The sequence below is a fragment of the Streptomyces sp. NRRL F-5122 genome (assembly GCF_001507435.1).
Classification (GTDB): Bacteria; Actinomycetota; Actinomycetes; order Streptomycetales; family Streptomycetaceae; genus Streptomyces; species Streptomyces lannensis.
The window spans coordinates 133,385-151,483 of the sequence record NZ_LMWH01000243.1; the positions used below are offsets into that span (position 1 = coordinate 133,385).

The 18,099-nt window shown below is 70.4% G+C and carries 18 protein-coding genes; 8 read left to right on the forward strand and 10 right to left on the reverse strand.

What is annotated here, in order from left to right:
* Nucleotides 1-60: 60 nt before the first annotated feature.
* Complete coding sequence (locus ADL25_RS28180) at nucleotides 61-318, forward strand: hypothetical protein (protein ID WP_059130647.1); 258 nt, start codon at nucleotides 61-63, stop codon at nucleotides 316-318.
* A 48-nt stretch (nucleotides 319-366) separates the two neighbouring features.
* Here the strand turns inward: ADL25_RS28180 and ADL25_RS28185 are convergent, their stop codons facing one another.
* From ADL25_RS28185 to ADL25_RS28195, 3 genes are all read right to left on the reverse strand, one after another.
* A complete protein-coding gene (locus ADL25_RS28185; RefSeq protein WP_059130648.1) occupies nucleotides 367-1,116 on the reverse strand; it encodes a DUF6227 family protein in 750 nt (249 codons plus the stop codon).
* A gap of 157 nt (nucleotides 1,117-1,273) precedes the next feature.
* A complete protein-coding gene (locus ADL25_RS28190) occupies nucleotides 1,274-2,443 on the reverse strand; it encodes a L,D-transpeptidase (RefSeq protein WP_059130817.1) in 1,170 nt (389 codons plus the stop codon).
* 193 nt (nucleotides 2,444-2,636) lie between these two features.
* Entirely contained in the window at nucleotides 2,637-3,665 is a 1,029-nt protein-coding gene (locus ADL25_RS28195) for a P1 family peptidase (protein WP_059130649.1), read from the reverse strand.
* Nucleotides 3,666-3,811: 146 nt separating this feature from the next.
* Here ADL25_RS28195 and ADL25_RS28200 point away from each other — a divergent pair, with 146 nt between their 5' ends.
* Nucleotides 3,812-4,006: a hypothetical protein gene (locus ADL25_RS28200; protein ID WP_059130650.1), complete on the forward strand. Its 195-nt coding sequence runs from the start codon at nucleotides 3,812-3,814 to the stop codon at nucleotides 4,004-4,006.
* A gap of 43 nt (nucleotides 4,007-4,049) precedes the next feature.
* On the opposite strand, the gene mscL is transcribed toward ADL25_RS28200, so the two are convergent.
* The 6 genes from mscL to ADL25_RS28230 all read right to left on the reverse strand — a co-directional run bounded on the left by mscL (nucleotide 4,050) and on the right by ADL25_RS28230 (nucleotide 9,994).
* Nucleotides 4,050-4,514: a large conductance mechanosensitive channel protein MscL gene (gene mscL, locus ADL25_RS28205; RefSeq protein ID WP_059130651.1), complete on the reverse strand. Its 465-nt coding sequence runs from the start codon at nucleotides 4,512-4,514 to the stop codon at nucleotides 4,050-4,052.
* 134 nt (nucleotides 4,515-4,648) lie between these two features.
* Complete coding sequence (locus tag ADL25_RS28210; protein ID WP_234381075.1) at nucleotides 4,649-5,206, reverse strand: hypothetical protein; 558 nt, start codon at nucleotides 5,204-5,206, stop codon at nucleotides 4,649-4,651.
* 453 nt (nucleotides 5,207-5,659) lie between these two features.
* Complete coding sequence (locus ADL25_RS28215) at nucleotides 5,660-6,493, reverse strand: S-methyl-5'-thioadenosine phosphorylase (RefSeq protein WP_059130653.1); 834 nt, start codon at nucleotides 6,491-6,493, stop codon at nucleotides 5,660-5,662.
* A gap of 76 nt (nucleotides 6,494-6,569) precedes the next feature.
* Nucleotides 6,570-6,881, reverse strand: a complete 312-nt coding sequence (locus ADL25_RS28220) for an FmdB family zinc ribbon protein (RefSeq protein ID WP_059130654.1) — start codon at nucleotides 6,879-6,881, stop codon at nucleotides 6,570-6,572.
* 68 nt (nucleotides 6,882-6,949) lie between these two features.
* Entirely contained in the window at nucleotides 6,950-8,221 is a 1,272-nt protein-coding gene (locus tag ADL25_RS28225) for an MFS transporter (protein WP_059130655.1), read from the reverse strand.
* Nucleotides 8,222-8,479: 258 nt separating this feature from the next.
* Nucleotides 8,480-9,994, reverse strand: coding sequence for a potassium/proton antiporter (locus ADL25_RS28230; protein ID WP_059130656.1), 1,515 nt, complete (start codon nucleotides 9,992-9,994; stop codon nucleotides 8,480-8,482).
* 269 nt (nucleotides 9,995-10,263) lie between these two features.
* Here ADL25_RS28230 and ADL25_RS28235 point away from each other — a divergent pair, with 269 nt between their 5' ends.
* The gene (locus ADL25_RS28235; protein WP_059130657.1) at nucleotides 10,264-13,008 is read left to right on the forward strand and encodes a penicillin acylase family protein; all 2,745 of its coding nucleotides are present in this window, start codon (nucleotides 10,264-10,266) and stop codon (nucleotides 13,006-13,008) included.
* A gap of 56 nt (nucleotides 13,009-13,064) precedes the next feature.
* On the opposite strand, the gene ADL25_RS28240 is transcribed toward ADL25_RS28235, so the two are convergent.
* On the reverse strand, nucleotides 13,065-13,646 hold the full coding sequence (locus tag ADL25_RS28240; RefSeq protein WP_416070663.1) for a 5-formyltetrahydrofolate cyclo-ligase: 582 nt from the start codon (nucleotides 13,644-13,646) through the stop codon (nucleotides 13,065-13,067).
* Nucleotides 13,647-13,804: 158 nt separating this feature from the next.
* On the opposite strand from ADL25_RS28240, the gene galU reads away from it, so the two are divergent.
* From galU to ADL25_RS28265, 5 genes are all read left to right on the forward strand, one after another.
* The gene (gene galU, locus ADL25_RS28245; protein WP_059130818.1) at nucleotides 13,805-14,707 is read left to right on the forward strand and encodes a UTP--glucose-1-phosphate uridylyltransferase GalU; all 903 of its coding nucleotides are present in this window, start codon (nucleotides 13,805-13,807) and stop codon (nucleotides 14,705-14,707) included.
* Between the two features lie 5 nt (nucleotides 14,708-14,712).
* Nucleotides 14,713-16,035: a gephyrin-like molybdotransferase Glp gene (gene glp, locus ADL25_RS28250; protein WP_059130658.1), complete on the forward strand. Its 1,323-nt coding sequence runs from the start codon at nucleotides 14,713-14,715 to the stop codon at nucleotides 16,033-16,035.
* A gap of 196 nt (nucleotides 16,036-16,231) precedes the next feature.
* Nucleotides 16,232-16,711, forward strand: a complete 480-nt coding sequence (gene moaC, locus ADL25_RS28255) for a cyclic pyranopterin monophosphate synthase MoaC (RefSeq protein ID WP_059130659.1) — start codon at nucleotides 16,232-16,234, stop codon at nucleotides 16,709-16,711.
* Nucleotides 16,708-17,289 (forward strand): MogA/MoaB family molybdenum cofactor biosynthesis protein, encoded by a 582-nt coding sequence (locus tag ADL25_RS28260; RefSeq protein WP_059130660.1) that lies wholly within the window; start codon nucleotides 16,708-16,710, stop codon nucleotides 17,287-17,289. Before moaC ends, ADL25_RS28260 begins: the two co-directional genes overlap by 4 nt.
* Complete coding sequence (locus tag ADL25_RS28265) at nucleotides 17,286-17,957, forward strand: GNAT family N-acetyltransferase (RefSeq protein WP_059130661.1); 672 nt, start codon at nucleotides 17,286-17,288, stop codon at nucleotides 17,955-17,957. Before ADL25_RS28260 ends, ADL25_RS28265 begins: the two co-directional genes overlap by 4 nt.
* The last annotated feature ends 142 nt before the right edge of the window (nucleotides 17,958-18,099 follow it).

An 18,099-nucleotide genomic window follows, 5' to 3' on the forward strand; every position in this document is an offset into this window, starting at 1 on the left:
ATCTGCGATATGCGTCACGGTCCGGGGCCAAAAGCCCGGATCGTGGTGTCTACTTGGGGCATGCCTGCCGACACGTCGATCTTCCAGCTGCTGGGTGTGCCCCTGCTCGCCCTGGCGAGCGCAGTCTGGATCGTCTGTGCGGGCCGCATTCTGCGCCGCCGCCGCTACGAGGAGGCTGCCCGGCGTTACCGCAACAGGCTCGGCGCTCTTCCCCGTCAGCCGAAGCAGGGGCCGGCCGTGGAGTCCGTCGAACTCACCCCGGCCGAACGCGACGCCTTCGCGGGCCTCATGCGGCAGTTCGACGAGGGCCGTTCCTAGACCGTGTGCATCGGGGCGCGCGCCGGGTCGGCCGAGTGTCGCTCCGGGTCAGCCGAGCGTCGCCGCGCGCCGCTCCATCGCCTCCCGCGCCGCCTCCTCGGACGGATACACCTCGCACATGTGCCGGCCGTCCGGCGTCGCCGTGTGCTCGACCTCCCACAGGGACACCTCGCGGCCGTCCCGCAGCAGGAACGCATGCTCGTAGAGCGCGTAGGACAGACCTGCCTGAGCGGCCCGGGACGGACGGCCGAAGGCCTGTGTGATCTCGTGGGCGAGGGCGGAGCCCAGGAGTAACCTCGCGAGATCACCGTCCGGGGGGTCCGGGTTCTCCGCCCGGCGCAGCAGCCGGCGCACGTGGTCGGCCGAGTCGTCCGGAGCGTACGCGTGACGGGGCTCGGGGACGGGCGAGGGCTGTACGAGCACGGGCAGTTCGAAGTCGGGCGTGTCCGGCGGCAGCGGCAGCCGGGACGTGGCGGCGCGCAGCTCCTCTTCGTCCACGTACACCTCGTGCTCCAGGTGACCGTCCGGCCCGGTGTTGTGCACGAGCTCCCACAGCGTGACCGCCGAACCGTCCGCGAGCAGCCATGTATGCCGGTAGGTTTCCCGGTGCAGCCCCGCGCTGTGGTGCGCGGAGTGCAGGGAACTGTCGTACGCCAACGCGCAGTCGAGCCGCACCATCGTCTCGTCCGGCAGCTCGAAGGAGTTCAGGGCGCGGCCGAGGAGTCGCGCGAGGTGTTCCTCCGGAGCCTCGGGCGACTCGGCTGGCTCGTACGCCGCCGTCTCGTACGGAACGCTCAAGGTTTCTCCCGGCGTCGCTGCATGTCACCTTGTGGGTGCATACCGTAGCCCTTCGGTCGGACATCATGTCCGGGAACCGAGAAAACGTACGGTGGGAAAACGGACGGGCCGCGCGGTGTGTTCCCGCGCGACCCGATCGATCGTCATGCCGTGCTGGTCAGGCGGCACTTCCCGCGGTCCAGGTGCTCCACGGGACGTTCCAGCCGTTGAGTCCGTTGTCCGGTGCGACCGTCTTGTCGGGGGAGTTCTTGACGATCACGACGTCCCCGACGAGCGAGTTGTCGTAGAACCACTTGGCGGTCGAGTCGGCCCGCGCGCCCCGTACGTCCTGCATGCCGACGCAGCCGTGGCTCGTGCCCTCACGGCCGAAGGGCGGGTTGCCCTTGTTGTACCAGTAGTTGCCGTGGATGAAGGTGCCCGAGGCGGTCAGCCGCATCGCGTGCGGCACGTCCGGTATGTCGTACTCGCCGCCCAGACCGACCGTCCTGCTGTTCATACGGGTCTGCACGAACTTCTCGGAGATCACCATCTGCCCGTTGTACGTGGTGTGCTGCGGGCTGCCCGACGAGATCGGAACCGTCCTGAGCGTCCTGCCGTCCCGCACGACCGTCATGGTCTGGGTGCGGACGTCGACCGTGGAGACCTGCGAGCGGCCGATGGTGAAGGACACGGTCTTCTTCTGCACCCCGTGGACGCCGTTCGCGCCCTCGACCCCGTCGAGGTCGATCTTCATCGTGACCTTGGAGCCGGCCTTCCAGTACTCCTCGGGCCTGAAGTCCAGCCGCTGCGCCCCGAACCAGTGCCCGACGACCTGCTGCCCGCTGCTGGAGGTCACCGTGATGTGGGACTGCACGCTCTTCTTGTTGCTGATCGCCTTGTCGAAGGTGAAGGACACCGGCATCCCGACGCCGACCGTCGTCCCGTTGTCGGGCGTGTACGTCCCGATGAAGCTGTTGGCCGATGTGACCGTGGTGAATATCGAGTTGGCGGCCGCCACGCGGTTGTCCGCGTCCTTGGCCGTGGCCGAGATCTCGTACTTCGTCCCGCGCTCCAGCTGCTGCTCCGGCTTCCAGGACGTCCCGTCCGCGGACACCTCGCCGGGCACGGCCGTGCCGGACCCGGCCACCGTCATCTTCACCTCCGTCAGCTTTCCGCCACTGACCTTCACTCCGGTCGTATTGATCGACGCGCCGGTCGAACCGTCCTTCGCGGAGATGACGATCTCGGCGGCCGAGGTCTTGGGGGAGTCCTGCGCACCGGCCCCGTTCTTGTTGTTGTCGGCCTTGGCGTCGCCGCCGCAGGCGGTGAGGGTCAGTGCGCCGACCATCAGGGCGGCGCAGGCCGCCAGTACGCGCCGCGCTCGCATGTCCGGCGTTGTCACGGGCTTCTCCAGATTCGTCATGGTGTGGGGGTTCCGCTCGAGTACGTGGAGAAAGAGCGAATGCCACGACCACGGGTTCCCGCTCGTCGCCGTCTACGCCATCGCGTGACAGAACCGGGACAATCGCCTGCTCCGGCGACTACCGGGCGCCGTATAACTCCGTGTACGAGGGCCAGGTTCCGCCCTGTGCGTCCACCGACTCGGCGGCACGCACCGCCCGTACGATCGCGCGCGTCACGAGGTCCGCGCCCGCCGCCAGCACCTCGTTCAGTGCGAGAGGGCTCGTGGAGTCGAGCGGACGCGTCCCGGTCGCCAGCCCGAACACCGTGTCCCCGTCGGTGAGCAGATGGGCCGGACGCACGGCGCGCGCGATGCCGTCGTGCGCCACACCCGCGAGCTTCTGCGCCTGGGCCTTGGTGAGTTCGGCGTCGGTCGCCACGACGGCGACGGTGGTGTTCAGCGGGGGCTGCGGTCGGTGTGCGGCGAGCCCGGCCAGCCGCCGCCGCGCCGCGTCGTGCACGTCCGGTGCGGGACGCTCGGCCCCGCCCTGGAACAACTCCCCGTAGAGGGCACCTGTTTCGGGGTCGACCGCCGAACCCACCGCGTTGCACACGACCAGGGCGCCCACCGTGACCCCCGATTCCAGCACCGTGCTCGCGGTGCCGACGCCGCCCTTGACGGGTCCGATCGTCGCTCCCGTGCCCGCTCCCACACAGCCCTCCGGCACCTGCGCGCCCGGCTCGCTCGCGGCGGCCGCCTCCACGGCGGCCCGGCCGACGGCCGCGTCCGGCCGGGCGGTGAAGTCGCCGCCGCGTCCCAGGTCGAAGACGCAGGCGGCGGGCACGACCGGCACCACATGCGTCGGTCCGGGGCCGACCCGCACACCACGCCCGCGCTCCTCCAGCCAGGCCATCACGCCCGACGCCGAGTCGAGTCCGTACGCGCTGCCGCCGGTCAGCACGACCGCTTCGACCTTCTGCACCAGGTTGCGGGGATCGAGCGCGTCGGTCTCCTTCGTGCCCGGCCCGCCGCCCCGCACGTCCACCGCCGCGACCGCCCCGCCCTCCGGGGCGAGGACGACCGTGGTGCCGGTGAGCCAGCCGTCGCCGATCCGTGTGGCGTGCCCCACACGCAGACCCATGACATCCGTCAGCGCGTCAACTGTCATGGCCCCATGATCCTTCGGCATTCGCCGGTCACCACCACCCGGGTCGGAATACACCTGACTTGTGTCGCCCATCGGCCACCGACGTCCGTCAGAGGCCCGGGATCCTGGGGCGTCCGCCCAGGACACCGTGGACGTACGCTGGTGGCATGAGCACCGCCCCCGCCCGTGATCGACGGGACCCGAAGCCCGACCCCAAGGACGCCCTGGTCTTCGACGACCCGCTGAGCCGGCAGTCCTCGGACGACACGGACCAGGGGTGGGGCGAGCGTCCCCGGCCGAGCGGGGACAGCGCCGCCGATCTGGCGCGCTTCCTCGACGAGAAGCCGCCCCACCACCTGTGAGCGGCGTGCGCGCGATGCCGCACCGCCGCCAGTGGAGCAGACCCTAGCCGCGGCCCGGTCCCCGCTGCGCGACCAGCGTGTCGCGTATCTCCTTGAGCACCTCCAGCTCCGTCACACCGACCACCTCCTGCGTGCCTTCCTTGGCCCTGCGGCGGGCCTCCTGGCGGGCCAGGAACTTGGCCATGGGCAGGACCATCAGGAAGTAGACGACGGCGGCCGTGATCAGGAAGTTGAGCGTGGCGCCGAGGACCGAGCCCCACAGGATGCGCACGCCCGTCGCGGTGTCACCGGTGCCCGTGCAGGGTTCCCGGAGGCAGGAGCTGTAGCTGTCCAGGCTCTTGGTGCCGAGGGCACCCACGACCGGGTTGATGACTCCCTTCACCACGGAGTTGACGATGTTGGTGAAAGCGGCGCCGATGACGACCGCAACCGCCAGATCGACGACGTTTCCCCGCATCAGGAAAGCCTTGAAGCCCTGCATGAGCCCCGGCTCCTTCTTCTCGCTCACCAGTGAGCCCCTCCTCGACTGCACAAACAGCGGAACGAACAGCTCCGCAACCTACGGCAGGGTGTCCCGTGCCTGTCCAGTCCATGCCGGGTGAACCGGAATCCGTGCTCGCGGGACGGGGTCCGGCGGGCGGCTCAGCACAGCGTCACCGTCAGCCGTGAGACGGCGCCGGCACCGGCCAGACGGGCGGCCGTGGTGCGCGGTACGGACAGCACGACCAGCGCGCCGTTCTCGGTGGGATCGACTTCCGGAACCCGCGTGACAAGTGCCCCTGCCGCCACGACCTTCGCGCCGCCGTCACCGTCGGCGGCGATCACGTCGACCTTCGCGCCGGGCCGCAGCAACCGCACCGTGGCCCCGTCCGCGATCCGCACCGGCGCCGTCACCGTCCCGACCGCGCCCTGCTCCGGCGCGGGCCCGGGCGCCGCCCGCGGATGCGCGACGGCGTCCGGGTGTGCGCGAGCGTCCCCGGAGCCGCCCGGTCCTGCGGCCACGAGGGAGGCCGCCGTGACCGCCAGGCCCATGGCCACGGCCCTCCTGCGGTGCCTCACGAGGCGCCGCAGCCCGTGGCACCCGCCGCGCACACGCACAGGGGCGAAGTGCGGCACCGTGCACCTGGGAGGCGTGTCCGCACGGCCCGCGAGATCCGCCTCGGGTGGGGGCGCCGGGCCATCGGCGCCCGGCAGGACCATGGGGGCCTCCTCATGGGGCGGGTGGCCGAGGGCGGAACCGCGGGCCCGCCGCACGAGGCCTTCTCCGTAGGGCGGTGCCATGAGGGCTTCCCCGCGAAGTGCGGGTGCGGATCCGTCCGGTGGCATGTGCGTCACGGAGGCGTCCGTGCCGACGCGCGGCACGGAAGGGGCGAGGTACGAGGGCTGTGGGGAGGGGGAGAACCGGGCCATGCTGACCACCACCTGCGTCGCGAGATCGGGACGCGACCAACGATGAGGCCTCGCGGCGAAGTCCGCCGACGCCCGTGGATCACCGGCCGGTTGTGGACAACTCGCCCACCCGAACGTGAGGTTCCGGACGTCGTCGCACTGCCCCTGCCCCTGACTCTGCCCCCGCTCCGTCTCAGCCCTCGTCCGCTGCCGCCGGCACGGTCGACGCGGCCGCCCTCATGGCCGAGGCGGCCGCCGTCACGGTCACGGCAGCTCGAACCCCGGATCCATCCCGCCCAGCGCCGTCCTGCACGGGCAGTCCCGCTTCTCGTCGGCCGGCAGTGCGGCCACCGCGTCGAACAGCACGCCCCGCAGCCGGTCCACATTTCCCGCGAAGACCCTCAGCACCTCGTCGTGCGAGACGCCCTCGCCGGTCTCCGCGCCCGCGTCCAGATCCGTGACCAGGGTCAACGACGTGTAGCAGAGCTCCAGTTCACGGGCGAGTGCCGCCTCGGGATGACCGGTCATGCCCACCACGGACCAGCCCTGCGCCCGGTGCCACAGCGACTCGGCGCGAGTGGAGAAACGCGGGCCCTCGACCACCACCAGCGTGCCGCCGTCCACCGGCTCCCAGTCCCGCCCGCGCGCGGCACGCAGCGCGGCAGCACGGCCGACGGGGCAGTACGGGTCGGCGAGGGACACGTGCACCACGTTCGGCACGGTGCCGTCGGGCAGGGGGAGCCCGTCGAAGTACGTCTGCGCCCGGGCCTTCGTGCGGTCCACCAGCTGGTCGGGCACGAGCAGGGTCCCGGGTCCGAGCTCGGGCCGCAGTCCGCCCACCGCGCAGGGGCCGAGGACCTGCCGCACACCGACGGAGCGCAGGGCCCAGAGGTTGGCGCGATAGTTGATGCGGTGGGGCGGCAGATGGTGGCCGCGGCCGTGGCGGGGGAGGAAGGCGACCCGCCGGCCGGCGACCTCGCCGAGGAAGAGGGAGTCGCTGGGCGCCCCGTAAGGGGTGTCGACGCGGATCTCGGTCACGTCGTCGAGGAAGGAGTAGAAGCCCGAGCCGCCGATGACACCTATCTCTGCGTTCTCCATGGCGAGCACAGTAGCTGGCCGGGAGGACACCAAGGACCCCGCCGTCCCGTGACGGCGGGGGAGCGGTCGGCCGGCCTTATGCGGCGGAACTCGAGGAGGTGCTGCCCGAGGACGAGCCGGAGTCCGACGAGGTGGAGCCGGACGAGGTGGAGCCGGACGACGAGGTGGAGCTCGACGGCTTCGACGAGGCCGGGCTGCTGCTCGAGGAGGAGCCGCGGCTGTCGTTGCGGTAGAAGCCGGAGCCCTTGAAGACGATGCCGACCGCGGAGAACACCTTCTTCAGGCGGCCACCGCAGTTGGGGCACTCGGTCAGGGCGTCGTCGGTGAACTTCTGCACCGCCTCGAGGCCCTCGCCGCACTCGGTGCACTGGTACTGGTAGGTCGGCACTTGTCTTCCTCCTGGCACTCTCACTTAATGAGTGCTAACGACGATCTATACTGACGCATTCCTCGGGTTCAGTCCACCGAGAGCGGCACGCGGTGACCGACGCCACGTGCCACCGTGCGGCCGCCCGGGCGTGTCGTCAGCCGGGACCGCAGGGACACCAGGGTCGCCAGTGCCAGCACCGTTCCGGCCATCGGGACCAGGAAACCGGCACCGTCCCACAGCCGGTCCTCCAATTGTCCGGCAACCGTGACCGCCGCCGCCTGGCCGAGCGCGACCGCGCCGGTGAGCCAGGTGAACGCCTCGGTGCGGGCACCCACCGGGACCAGCCCCTCGACCAGCGTGTAGCCGGTGATCAGGGACGGTGCGATGCACATGCCCACCAGGAGCCCGAGACCGGCGAGGACGAGTACCGAGTGCGCGGTCCACAGGCCGGAGGCGGCCAGCGCGAGGGCCGTGTAGCCGATCACCAGGCGGCGCTGCGGCGCGGTCTTCCAGGCGACGGCGCCGCACACGACGCCGGAGAGCATGTTGCCCGCCGCGAAGATCCCGTACAGGACTCCGTTCAGGCCGGGCTCGTCGATCGACTGGCTGAACGCGGCGAGCGAGACCTGCATGCCGCCGAAGACGGAGCCGATGCCCAGGAAGGTCGCGATCAGGACCCGCACACCGGGGACGCGCAGCGCGGAGACGTGCTCCAGGTGCGCGTGCTTCTGCGCGGCCACGGACGGCTGGGTGCCCTTCTGCGCGGCGAACAGCACACCGCCGACCAGGGTCAGGGTCGCCTCCGTGAGCAGGCCGGCGGCCGGGTCGACCGCCGTGCACAGGGCGGTCGCCAGCAGCGGGCCGACCACGAAGGTCAGCTCGTCGGTGACGGACTCGAAGGCCGCCGCCGTCGTCATCAGGGGTGAGTCCTGGAGCTTCACGCCCCAGCGGGCCCGCACCATGGGGCCGATCTGCGGCACCGAGGCGCCGGTCGGGACGGCGGCCGCGAACAGGACCCACAACGGCGCGTGGGCCAGCGCCAGCGCCGTGAGGGACACGCCCGCCACGGCGTGCACCAGGACGCCGGGAAGCAGTACCGCCCGCTGGCCGTGGCGGTCGGCGAGACGGCCGCTGTAGGGCGCGAACAGGGCCATGGAGACGCCGGTGGCCGCCGCGACGGCGCCCGCGGCGCCGTACGAGCCGGTCGTGTGCTGGACGAGCAGCACGATGGAGAGGGTGAGCATCGCGAACGGCTGACGCGCCGCGAAGCCGGGGAGCAGGAACGTCCAGGCGCCACGGGTCCGCAGCAGCTGTCCGTACCCCGGACGGGACGACTTCGAGGTGACCGTGGACGCCACGGCCCGTGCCTTTCTGCCGCCTGGTAGCGCGGGGCGCCGAGAGCTGTCCTCATGCGCGGACTGCGGTAGATACCGGCGCCCGCTGCGGGGGCGTCCCGGCCGCCATACGGTCGCGCCAGCTCTGCGTCAGGCAGAGTTGGTTCGATCAGGTGCGCCTCGAGTGTACAGAGACACCCGGCCGGGACCCTTGTGAAACAGGGCACCATGCGGCAGCTCGACCTGGGATCGCCAGACGTGTGCGGCGACCGGACCGGGGTCTCAACGCCTGCGCCCGGGCGTCCCGTTCCCGGTCATGCCGAGCCATCCGGCGAGCTTGCCGCCCTGGCCGACCGCCCGCAGACGCTTCTCCGCCGCGTCGCGGACCTGGTCGGTGGTGACCACGAGGAGTTCGTCCCCGCGCCGCAGCTCCGTGGTCGGCAGCGGCACGAACGACTTTCCCTCCCGGACCACGAGCGTGACCGCGGCACCGGCCGGCAGGCGCAGCTCGCTGACCTCGACGCCGTGCATCCGTGAGCCCTCGGGGATCGCGACGGACAGCAGATGCCCGCGCAGCCGCTCCAGGGGCGCCGACTCGATGCCGAGGTCGGAGGCCTCGGGGTCGCCGGCCAGGCGCAGCGTGCGGGCCAGCCAGGGCAGTGTCGGGCCCTGGACCAGGGTGTACGCGACCACGAGGACGAAGACGATGTTGAAGATGTGGCGACTGGCGGCGACGCCGTTCACCATCGGGATCGTGGCCAGGATGATGGGCACCGCGCCGCGCAGGCCGGCCCATGACATGAGCGTCTGTTCCTGCCAAGGCAGCCGGAAGGGCAGCAGACTCACCACCACGCTCAGCGGCCGCGCCACCATGGTCAGCACCAGGCCGATGACCAGGGCGGGCAGTACGTCGGCGCCCAGTTCGTGCGGGGTCACCAGCAGACCGAGCAGGACGAACATGCCGATCTGCGCGATCCAGCCGAGCCCCTCGGCGAAGCCGCGCGTCGCGGGCCAGTGCGGCAGCTTCGCGTTGCCGAGCATCATCGACGCGAGGTACACGGCGAGGAAGCCGCTGCCGTGGGCCAGCGCACCGGCCGCGTAGGCCGCGACCGCGATGGCCATGACGGCGATCGGGTACAGGCCGGAGGCGGGCAGGGCCACGTGCCGCAGGCCCCAGGAGCCCAGCCAGCCGACCGCGAGGCCGATCGCGGCTCCGACGGCCAGCTCCGCGACGATCGTCAGCAGCAGTGTGTACCAGTGCTCCACCGGGCCGGCCGCGGAGAAGGCGACGACGAGGATCACCACCGGGGCGTCGTTGAAGCCGGATTCGGCTTCCAGGGCCCCGGTCACGCGCGTGGGCAGCGGGACCCTGCGCAGCACCGAGAAGACCGCCGCCGCGTCGGTCGACGACACCACCGCTCCGATGATGAGCGACTGCCGCCACTCGAGCCCGGTCAGGAAGTGCGCGCCGACCGCCGTGACACCGACGCTCACCGCGACACCGATCAGCGCCATGGAGGTGGCCGCGGACAGCGCCGGCCGGATGTCCTTCCACTTCGTACCGAGACCGCCCTCCGCCAGGATCACGACCAGAGCCGCGTATCCGATGACCTGGGTGAGTTCGGCGTTGTCGAAGTGGATGTCGCCGACGCCGTCCTGGCCCATGGCGATGCCGATGCCCAGGTAGATGAGCAGGCTGGGGAGCCCGCTGCGCGACGAGATCCGAACCGCTGCCACCGCGATGAGCAGAACGAGCGAGCAGACGAGCAGGAGCTGGTTGAGGTGGTGGACAGTCAGCGGCCGTTCCCTTCTCGCAGTGCGGGAGCCGCGATGCGAACGCCCCGATCCGAGCTGCTGAAGCCGGTGCGGGCTTCAGGACAACTACTTCGTTACCTTACCTAACTCTTGACGCTTTCTTGACATTCCTGCGATCTGATCGAACTTCAGTCCGGGCCGGATCCGGACTCCGCGTCAAGGCATGCCGGGCCCTGCGCCTATGGTTGCTCCAGCGCTCAGTAGAAAGCACAGCCCGCCCTGCCGCTCGTGTTAGGACAGCAAGGACAGCGATGCCCGCCAACACCAACGCCTCTTCCGGCCAGAAGCCCGGCAAGTCCGGCAGGAGGAAAGGGCGCAGAGCCCGTCTGCTTCTGATCGTCCTGGTTCTGGCCCTTGTGGGAGGGTTCGGTTACGGAGGGTACTGGTCCGTCAGCACCGTGCGAGCTTCCTTCCCGCAGACCAGTGGGTCGATCACGCTCGAAGGCCTGTCGGGCCCCGTCGACGTCAAGCGCGACGGTTACGGGATCCCGCAGATCTACGCCTCGTCCGACGAGGACCTCTTCATGGCGCAGGGTTATGTCCAGGCGCAGGACCGGTTCTACGAGATGGACGTGCGCCGGCACCTGACCTCGGGGCGCCTGTCCGAGATGTTCGGCAAGAGTCAGGTCAAGAACGACGAGTTCCTGCGGACCCTCGGCTGGGACCGGGTCGCCGAGCAGGAGTACGACACCAAGCTGTCCCCCTCGACGAAGAAGTACCTCGATGCCTACGCCAAGGGCGTCAACGCCTACCTGAAGGGCAAGAGCGGCAAGGACATCTCCTTGGAGTACGCCGCGCTGGGCCTCGTCAACGACTACAAGCCGCAGCAGTGGACCCCGGTCGACTCGGTGTCCTGGCTCAAGGCGATGGCCTGGGACCTGCGCGGCAACATGCAGGACGAGATCGACCGCTCCCTGATGACCAGCCGTCTCGGCCCGAAGCAGATCGACGACCTCTACCCGGACTACCCGTACAGCCGGAACAAGCCGATCGTCCGGACCGGCCAGTACAACGAGATCACCAAGGCGTTCGAGCAGAGCGGCTCCACGGGCACGCAGTCGTCGACCGGCACCTCCACGGCGAACTCGTCGTCCTCGGCCCTCCAGAGCCAGCTCGCGGGCCTCTACAACGTCCTGGACAACGTTCCGACCGCCGTCGGAGTGAACGGCAACGGCATCGGCTCCAACTCCTGGGTCGTGGACGGCAAGCACACCATCACCGGTAAGCCGTTGCTGGCCAACGACCCGCATCTGTCGGCCTCGCTGCCGTCCGTCTGGTACCAGATGGGCCTGCACTGCACCACGCTCTCCAGCAAGTGCCAGTACGACGTCACCGGCTACACCTTCGCGGGCATGCCCGGCGTGATAATCGGCCACAACAAGGACATCGCCTGGGGCATGACCAACTCCGGGGTGGACGTCACCGACCTCTACCTGGAGAAGCTGTCGGGCAGCGGCTACCTCTACGACAACAAGGTGCGCCCGTTCACCACCCGCACCGAGACGATCAAGGTCGCCGGCGGCGATTCCAAGAAGATCGTCGTACGGGAGACGAACAACGGGCCGTTGCTGTCCGACCGTGACGACGAGCTGGTCAAGGTCGGCAAGAAGGCGACGGTCGAGACCGCGGCACCCGACCGCGGCGACGGCTACGGCATCGCCCTGCGCTGGACCGCCCTGGACCCGGGCACCTCCATGGACGCCGTCTTCGCGATCGACAAGGCGTCGAACTGGGACGAGTTCCGGTTGGCGTCCCGTTCCTTCGACGTGCCGTCGCAGAACCTGGTCTACGCGGACACCAAGGGCAACATCGGCTACCAGCTGCCGGGCAAGATCCCGGTGCGCGGCAAGGGGAACGGCCGGCTGCCCTCGCCGGGCTGGGACTCCGCGTACAGCTGGACCGGCAAGTACATCCCGCAGAACGCGCTGCCCTACGAGTTCAACCCGTCGCGGGGCTACATCGTCACCGCCAACCAGGCCGTGATCGACAAGAGCAAGTACCCCTACACGCTCACCACGGACTGGGGGTACGGCACGCGCAGTCAGCGGATCACCGACCTGATCGAGTCGAAGATCAAGGGCGGCGGCAAGATGTCGACCGACGACATGCGCCAGATCCAGCTCGACAACTTCAGCGACATCGCCAGGCTGCTGGTGCCCAAGCTCCTCAAGATCGACGTCTCCGACAAGAACGTCCGCGAGGCGCAGAAGCTGCTCGAGGGCTGGGACTACACACAGGACGCCGACTCGGCGGCGGCCGCGTACTTCAACGCCGTCTGGCGCAACATCCTCAAGCTCGCCTTCGGCAACAAGCTGCCCAAGGAGCTCCGCGTCAAGAGCCAGTGCCTGTGGGTCGAGCCGGCCGACAGCACCGGGCCCGCGGACGAGGACCAGAAGGTGCGCGAGTGCGGTGAGCGGGACGCGGACCAGGCGCAGCCGGACGGCGGCGACCGGTGGTTCCAGGTGGTGAACAACATCATCAACGACCAGACGAACGACTGGTGGCACCTGCCCAAGACCCGCACCCAGAAGGCCACCACGACGCGCGACGACCTGTTCAAGCGCGCACTGACGGACGCGCGCTGGGAGCTGACCGCCAAGCTCGGCAAGGACATCGACACCTGGAACTGGGGCCGGCTGCACCGCCTGTTCCTGAAGAATCAGACCCTCGGCACCAGCGGTCCCGGGGTGCTGCAGTACATGCTCAACCGGGGCCCGTGGAAGCTCGACGGCGGCGAGGCGACGGTGAACGCCAGCGGCTGGAACGCGGCGGGCGGCTACAGCGTCGTGTGGGTTCCGTCGATGCGGATGGTGGTCAACCTGGCCGACCTCGACAAGTCCAAGTGGATCAACCTCACCGGCGCCTCCGGCCACGCCTACAGCGCCCACTACACCGATCAGACGGACAAATGGGCCCAGGGCGAGCTGCTGTCGTGGAGCTTCTCCAAGACGGCGGTCGACAAGAGCACGACCGACACCCTCGTGCTCGAGCCCTGACGGACGCCTCGATGTGGAACCGGCCCCGCACGCGCGCGTGCGGGGCCGGTTCCACATCAAGCGGGTTGCCGGCGACCGGGCGGGGACTCCCGGAAACGGCGCACGCCCGAGGGGGTCACCACCGCGTGCACCGGCCGGTCGTGGGGCTCCTCGGGTACGCGCTCCACGACCTCCGTGTCGTACAGGAGCACCACCAGGGCCGGGTCGGCGCCCGCACGCTCCAGACGGGCCAGTACACGGTCGTACGAGCCCCCGCCGCGGCCGAGACGCATACCGCACGCGTCGACCGCCACACCGGGCAGCAGCACGGCGTCCGCCCGCCCCACGGCCTCCGGGCCCAGACGCTCTCCGGCCGGCTCCAGGAGGGCCATCCGTCCGCCGTGCCGGACGCGTACGAGGGATCCGGGCCCGGCGTACACGCCCCAGTCGAGGTCGTTGTCCGGCAGGAGGACCGGCAGCAGCACCCGCACGTCCCGTGCGCGCAGCGCGTCCAGCAGGGGTGTGGTCCCCGGTTCGCCGCCCACGGAGACGTACGCGGCCACCGTGCGGGCGCGCGCCAGCTCGGGCAACTCGAGCGCCCGCCCGGCCAGTGCGTCCGCCGCCTCACGTACGTCACCGGACGTCAACCTGTTTCTCATCTCGAGGAGCCTTCGCCGCAACATTCGCTTGCCAGGCTCGGCCTGGTCTCCCATGGGAACCACTGGTCAGTGCCCTGCCCTTCCTCAATGCGCTCATATGAGAGCGAATTAGCCGGAGGCGCAGATTCAGTACATAGCCACCGGATATGGTTGTGAGCATGACTGAGTCGCACCCCAGGATCACCAAGGCTGTCATTCCCGCAGCAGGCCTTGGCACGCGGTTCCTGCCGGCCACCAAAGCCACCCCCAAAGAGATGCTGCCGGTCGTCGACAAGCCCGCGATCCAGTACGTGGTCGAAGAGGCCGTGTCCGCGGGGCTCGACGACGTTCTGATGATCACCGGCCGCAACAAGCGGCCCCTCGAGGACCACTTCGACCGCAACTACGAGCTCGAATCCGCCCTGCAGAAGAAGGGCGACGCCGCACGGCTCGCGAAGGTCCAGGAGTCCAGCGACCTCGCCACGATGCACTACGTGCGCCAGGGCGACCCCAAGGGCCTCGGGCACGCCGTGCTCTGCGCCGCACCGCACGTCGGCCACGAGCCGTTCGCCGTCCTGCTCGGTGACGACCTGATCGACCCGCGCGACCCCCTGCTCGCGCGCATGGTCGAGGTCCAGGAGCGCAACGGCGGCAGCGTCATCGCCCTGATGGAGGTCGCGCCCGAGCAGATCCACCTCTACGGCAGCGCCGCCGTCGAACCCACCGAGGACGGCGACGTCGTCAGGGTGACCGGCCTGGTCGAGAAGCCGGAGCCGAAGGACGCCCCGTCGAACTACGCGGTCATCGGCCGCTACGTCCTCGACCCGCAGATCTTCGAGATACTCCGCAAGACCGAGCCGGGCCGTGGCGGCGAGATCCAGCTCACCGACGCCCTCCAGCAGCTCGCGCAGGACGAGAAGGTCGGCGGTCCCGTGCACGGTGTCGTCTTCAAGGGCCGCCGTTATGACACCGGCGACCGTGGCGACTATCTGCGTGCCATTGTCAGACTCGCGTGCGAACGTGAAGATCTGGGTCCGGACTTCCGGACCTGGCTTCGCAGTTACGTGAACGAGGAGATGTAGGGAATTTGAGCGCCGCCGCGACCCGCACCACCGGCCAGGACCACCTCTGGTCGGTGGACGACCATCTGGAGGACATCCTCGCCGGCATCCGGCCTCTCGAGCCCATCGAGCTGCAATTGCTCGACGCCCAGGGGTGCGTGCTGGTCGACGACGTCACGGTCCCGGTCTCGCTTCCGCCGTTCGACAACAGCTCGATGGACGGATACGCGGTACGGGTCGCGGACGTCGCGGGCGCGAGCGAGGAGTTCCCGGCCGTCCTCACGGTGGTCGGGGACGTCGCGGCGGGCTCGGCCGGCGCGATGCGGGTGGGTCCGGGCGAGGCCGCGCGCATCATGACCGGCGCCCCGCTGCCGCCCGGTGCGGAGGCCGTCGTCCCCGTCGAGTGGACCGACGGCGGTCTCGGCGGGGGTCCCGTCTCCGGGATGCCGGCCCGCAGTCTTTCCCCCGAGGGCGCCTCGGGGCAGGTGCGGGTGCACCGTCCGGCCGGGGCGCGTGCGCATGTGCGGGACAAGGGCAGCGATGTGAGGGCCGGCGACCTCGCCCTCGAGGCGGGTACCGTGCTCGGTCCGCCGCAGATCGGGCTGCTCGCCGCCATCGGCCGGGGCACGGTGCGGGTGCGCCCCCGCCCGCGCGTGGTCGTCATGTCCACCGGAAGCGAACTGGTCCAGCCCGACGAGGAGTTGGCGGCCGGCCAGATCTACGACTCCAACAGCTTCGCCCTCACCGCCGCCGCGCGGGACGCCGGGGCCATCGCCTACCGGGTCGGCGCCGTCGCCGACGACGCCGACACCCTGCGGTCCACCGTCGAGGACCAGCTCGTCCGCGCCGACCTCGTGGTCACCACCGGCGGGGTGAGCGTCGGAGCGTACGACGTCGTCAAGGAGGCGCTCTCCTCCGTCGGCGACGAGGACGAGCCGGGCGGCGGCATCGAGTTCCGCAAGCTCGCCATGCAGCCGGGCAAGCCACAGGGCTTCGGTTCCATCGGCCCCGACCACACACCGCTGCTCGCCCTGCCGGGCAACCCGGTGTCGTCGTACGTCTCCTTCGAGCTGTTCGTGCGTCCCGCGATCCGCACCCTCATGGGGCTGCAGGAGGTGCACCGGCCCAGGGTCAAGGCCGTCCTCACCGCGGACAAGGCACTGACCTCGCCCGAGGGGCGCAGGCAGTTCCTCCGCGGGAAGTACGCGGACGGGCAGGTGACCCCGGTCGGCGGCGCCGGCTCGCATCTGGTCGCGGCACTCGCGCACGCCGACGCTCTGATCGTCGTGCCCGAGGACCACACGTCCGTCGAGCCGGGTGCCGAGGTCGAGGTCGTCCTCCTCGGCTGACGCGCGCCCGCCCGCGCGGGGCGGCGCGGAGGCACTCCGGGCCGGGCGTGTTGCCCTGTCCGGGGTCCCTTCCTGGTCGGAGGGCCCGTTCACCGGACCTTGCTCCGGTGATCGCGCGCCCGTGGCGGTACCGTGTCGCGCACAGCAGCCCCGCGCGCCGTACCGCGCCGGGCAGGGACCGGGAGCGCCGCAGCAGATGAGTACGCACGACCGACTGACCCACATCGACGACGCGGGCGCGGCCCGCATGGTCGACGTCTCCGGGAAGGACGTGACCGAGCGCACCGCGCGCGCCAGCGGTCGCGTGCTCGTCTCGCCGCGTGTGGTGGAACTGCTGCGCGGCGAGGGAGTCCCCAAGGGCGACGCACTCGCCACCGCGCGGATCGCGGGGATCATGGGCGCGAAGCGCACGCCCGACCTCATTCCCCTGTGCCACCCACTGGCGATCTCGGGTGTGAAGCTGGACCTGTCCGTCGCGGACGACGCCGTCGAGATCACGGCGACCGTGAAGACCACCGACCGCACGGGTGTCGAGATGGAGGCGCTCACCGCGGTCGGTGTCGCGGCGCTGACCGTGATCGACATGGTCAAGGCGGTCGACAAGGCGGCGGTGATCACGGACGTGCGGGTGGAGGAGAAGACGGGCGGCACGTCGGGCGACTGGAGCCGGGCATGACGGCACCGGGAGGCCCGCCGGTGGGCGATGCCCTGTCGGCGGCGTACGCGGCCCTGGTCGTCACCGCGTCCAACCGGGCGGCTGCGGGCGTGTACGAGGACAAGGGCGGTCCCCTCGTCGTGCAGGGGCTCCTCCGGTTCGGCTTCACGGTCGACGGGCCCTTGGTGGTCCCCGACGGGGAGCCGGTGGAGAACGCGCTGCGGACCGGTGCCCGCGCGGGCTACGACGTGATCGTGACGACCGGGGGCACCGGCGTCTCGCCCACCGACCGCACACCCGAGGCGACCCGGGCCGTGATCGACTTCGAGGTGCCGGGCATTCCCGAGGCCATCAGGGCGTTCGGAAGAGAGAAGGTGCCGACGGCGGCCCTCTCCCGGGGACTCGCGGGAGTCGCCGGAAGGACGCTGATCGTCAACCTGCCTGGTTCCACCGGCGGGGTGAAGGACGGACTGGCCGTTCTGGAGACCCTGTTGGTGCACGCCGTCGACCAGATCCGCGGCGGCGACCACCCGAGGGCCGAGTCGGCCGGTCCCCCGGTCGGCGAGGACGGGTCCGGACCGAGTGGGGGTGCGAGCTGAACAGCCCATCCTGGCCAGTCGAGCTGGCGGACGGCGATGTCGTCCTCCGGCCGATAAAGCTGCGCGACCAGCGGGTCTGGCGCGAGGTCAACCGCCGCAACCGGGACTGGCTGCGGCCCTGGGAGGCGACCATTCCGCCGCCTACGCCCAGCGGTCCCATCACCCACCGGCCGACCTACCGCCAGATGGTCCGGCATCTGCGCGGCGAGGCCAACGCGGGCCGGATGCTGCCCTTCGTCATCGAGTACCAGGGCCGGCTCGTCGGGCAGTTGACGGTCGCCGGCATCACCTGGGGCTCGATGTGCTCGGGGCATGTCGGCTACTGGGTGGACCAGGCGGTCGCGGGCCGCGGTGTGATGCCGACCGCCGTGGCCCTCGTCGTCGACCACTGCTTCAGGACCGTCGGACTGCACCGCATCGAAGTCTGCATTCGCCCCGAGAACGGGCCGAGCCGCCGGGTGGTGGAGAAACTCGGATTCCGTTCGGAGGGCCTCCGCCCGCGTTATCTGCACATCGACGGGGCCTGGCGGGACCACCTGGTCTTCGCGCTCACCGCGGAGGAGGTGCCCGAGGGGTTGCTGGCGCGCTGGCAGCGGGCACGCTCGCAGCAGGCACACGCGAAGAGTCCGAGCGCCGATCCGGGCAAGCCGGCGCACCCCGGCAAATAAAAAGTATGTTCGAAATTGATCGAGCTGCGATCGACTGGGCGCAATGAATTAGCGGGCGCGTCGGCCCGTTGATCGCATCGGTCCCAAAAAAAGTTCGAAATATCAGCCAGATCGTGCGACACACCGGCGCAATTGGCAGATG

Excerpts from the sequence above, each read along its gene's own strand:
- ADL25_RS28215 (WP_059130653.1), bottom strand. The coding sequence starts at position 6,493 with ATGGAGAACGCAGAGATAGGTGTCATCGGCGGCTCGGGCTTCTACTCC.
- ADL25_RS28195 (WP_059130649.1), bottom strand. The coding sequence starts at position 3,665 with ATGACAGTTGACGCGCTGACGGATGTCATGGGTCTGCGTGTGGGGCAC.
- ADL25_RS28260 (WP_059130660.1), top strand. The coding sequence starts at position 16,708 with ATGACGGCACCGGGAGGCCCGCCGGTGGGCGATGCCCTGTCGGCGGCG.
- ADL25_RS28235 (WP_059130657.1), top strand. The coding sequence starts at position 10,264 with ATGCCCGCCAACACCAACGCCTCTTCCGGCCAGAAGCCCGGCAAGTCC.
- moaC (WP_059130659.1), top strand. The coding sequence starts at position 16,232 with ATGAGTACGCACGACCGACTGACCCACATCGACGACGCGGGCGCGGCC.
- ADL25_RS28210 (WP_234381075.1), bottom strand. The coding sequence starts at position 5,206 with ATGGTCCTGCCGGGCGCCGATGGCCCGGCGCCCCCACCCGAGGCGGAT.
- ADL25_RS28240 (WP_416070663.1), bottom strand. The coding sequence starts at position 13,646 with ATGAGAAACAGGTTGACGTCCGGTGACGTACGTGAGGCGGCGGACGCA.
- galU (WP_059130818.1), top strand. The coding sequence starts at position 13,805 with ATGACTGAGTCGCACCCCAGGATCACCAAGGCTGTCATTCCCGCAGCA.
- ADL25_RS28190 (WP_059130817.1), bottom strand. The coding sequence starts at position 2,443 with ATGGTCGGCGCACTGACCCTCACCGCCTGCGGCGGCGACGCCAAGGCC.
- ADL25_RS28200 (WP_059130650.1), top strand. The coding sequence starts at position 3,812 with ATGAGCACCGCCCCCGCCCGTGATCGACGGGACCCGAAGCCCGACCCC.
- ADL25_RS28180 (WP_059130647.1), top strand. The coding sequence starts at position 61 with ATGCCTGCCGACACGTCGATCTTCCAGCTGCTGGGTGTGCCCCTGCTC.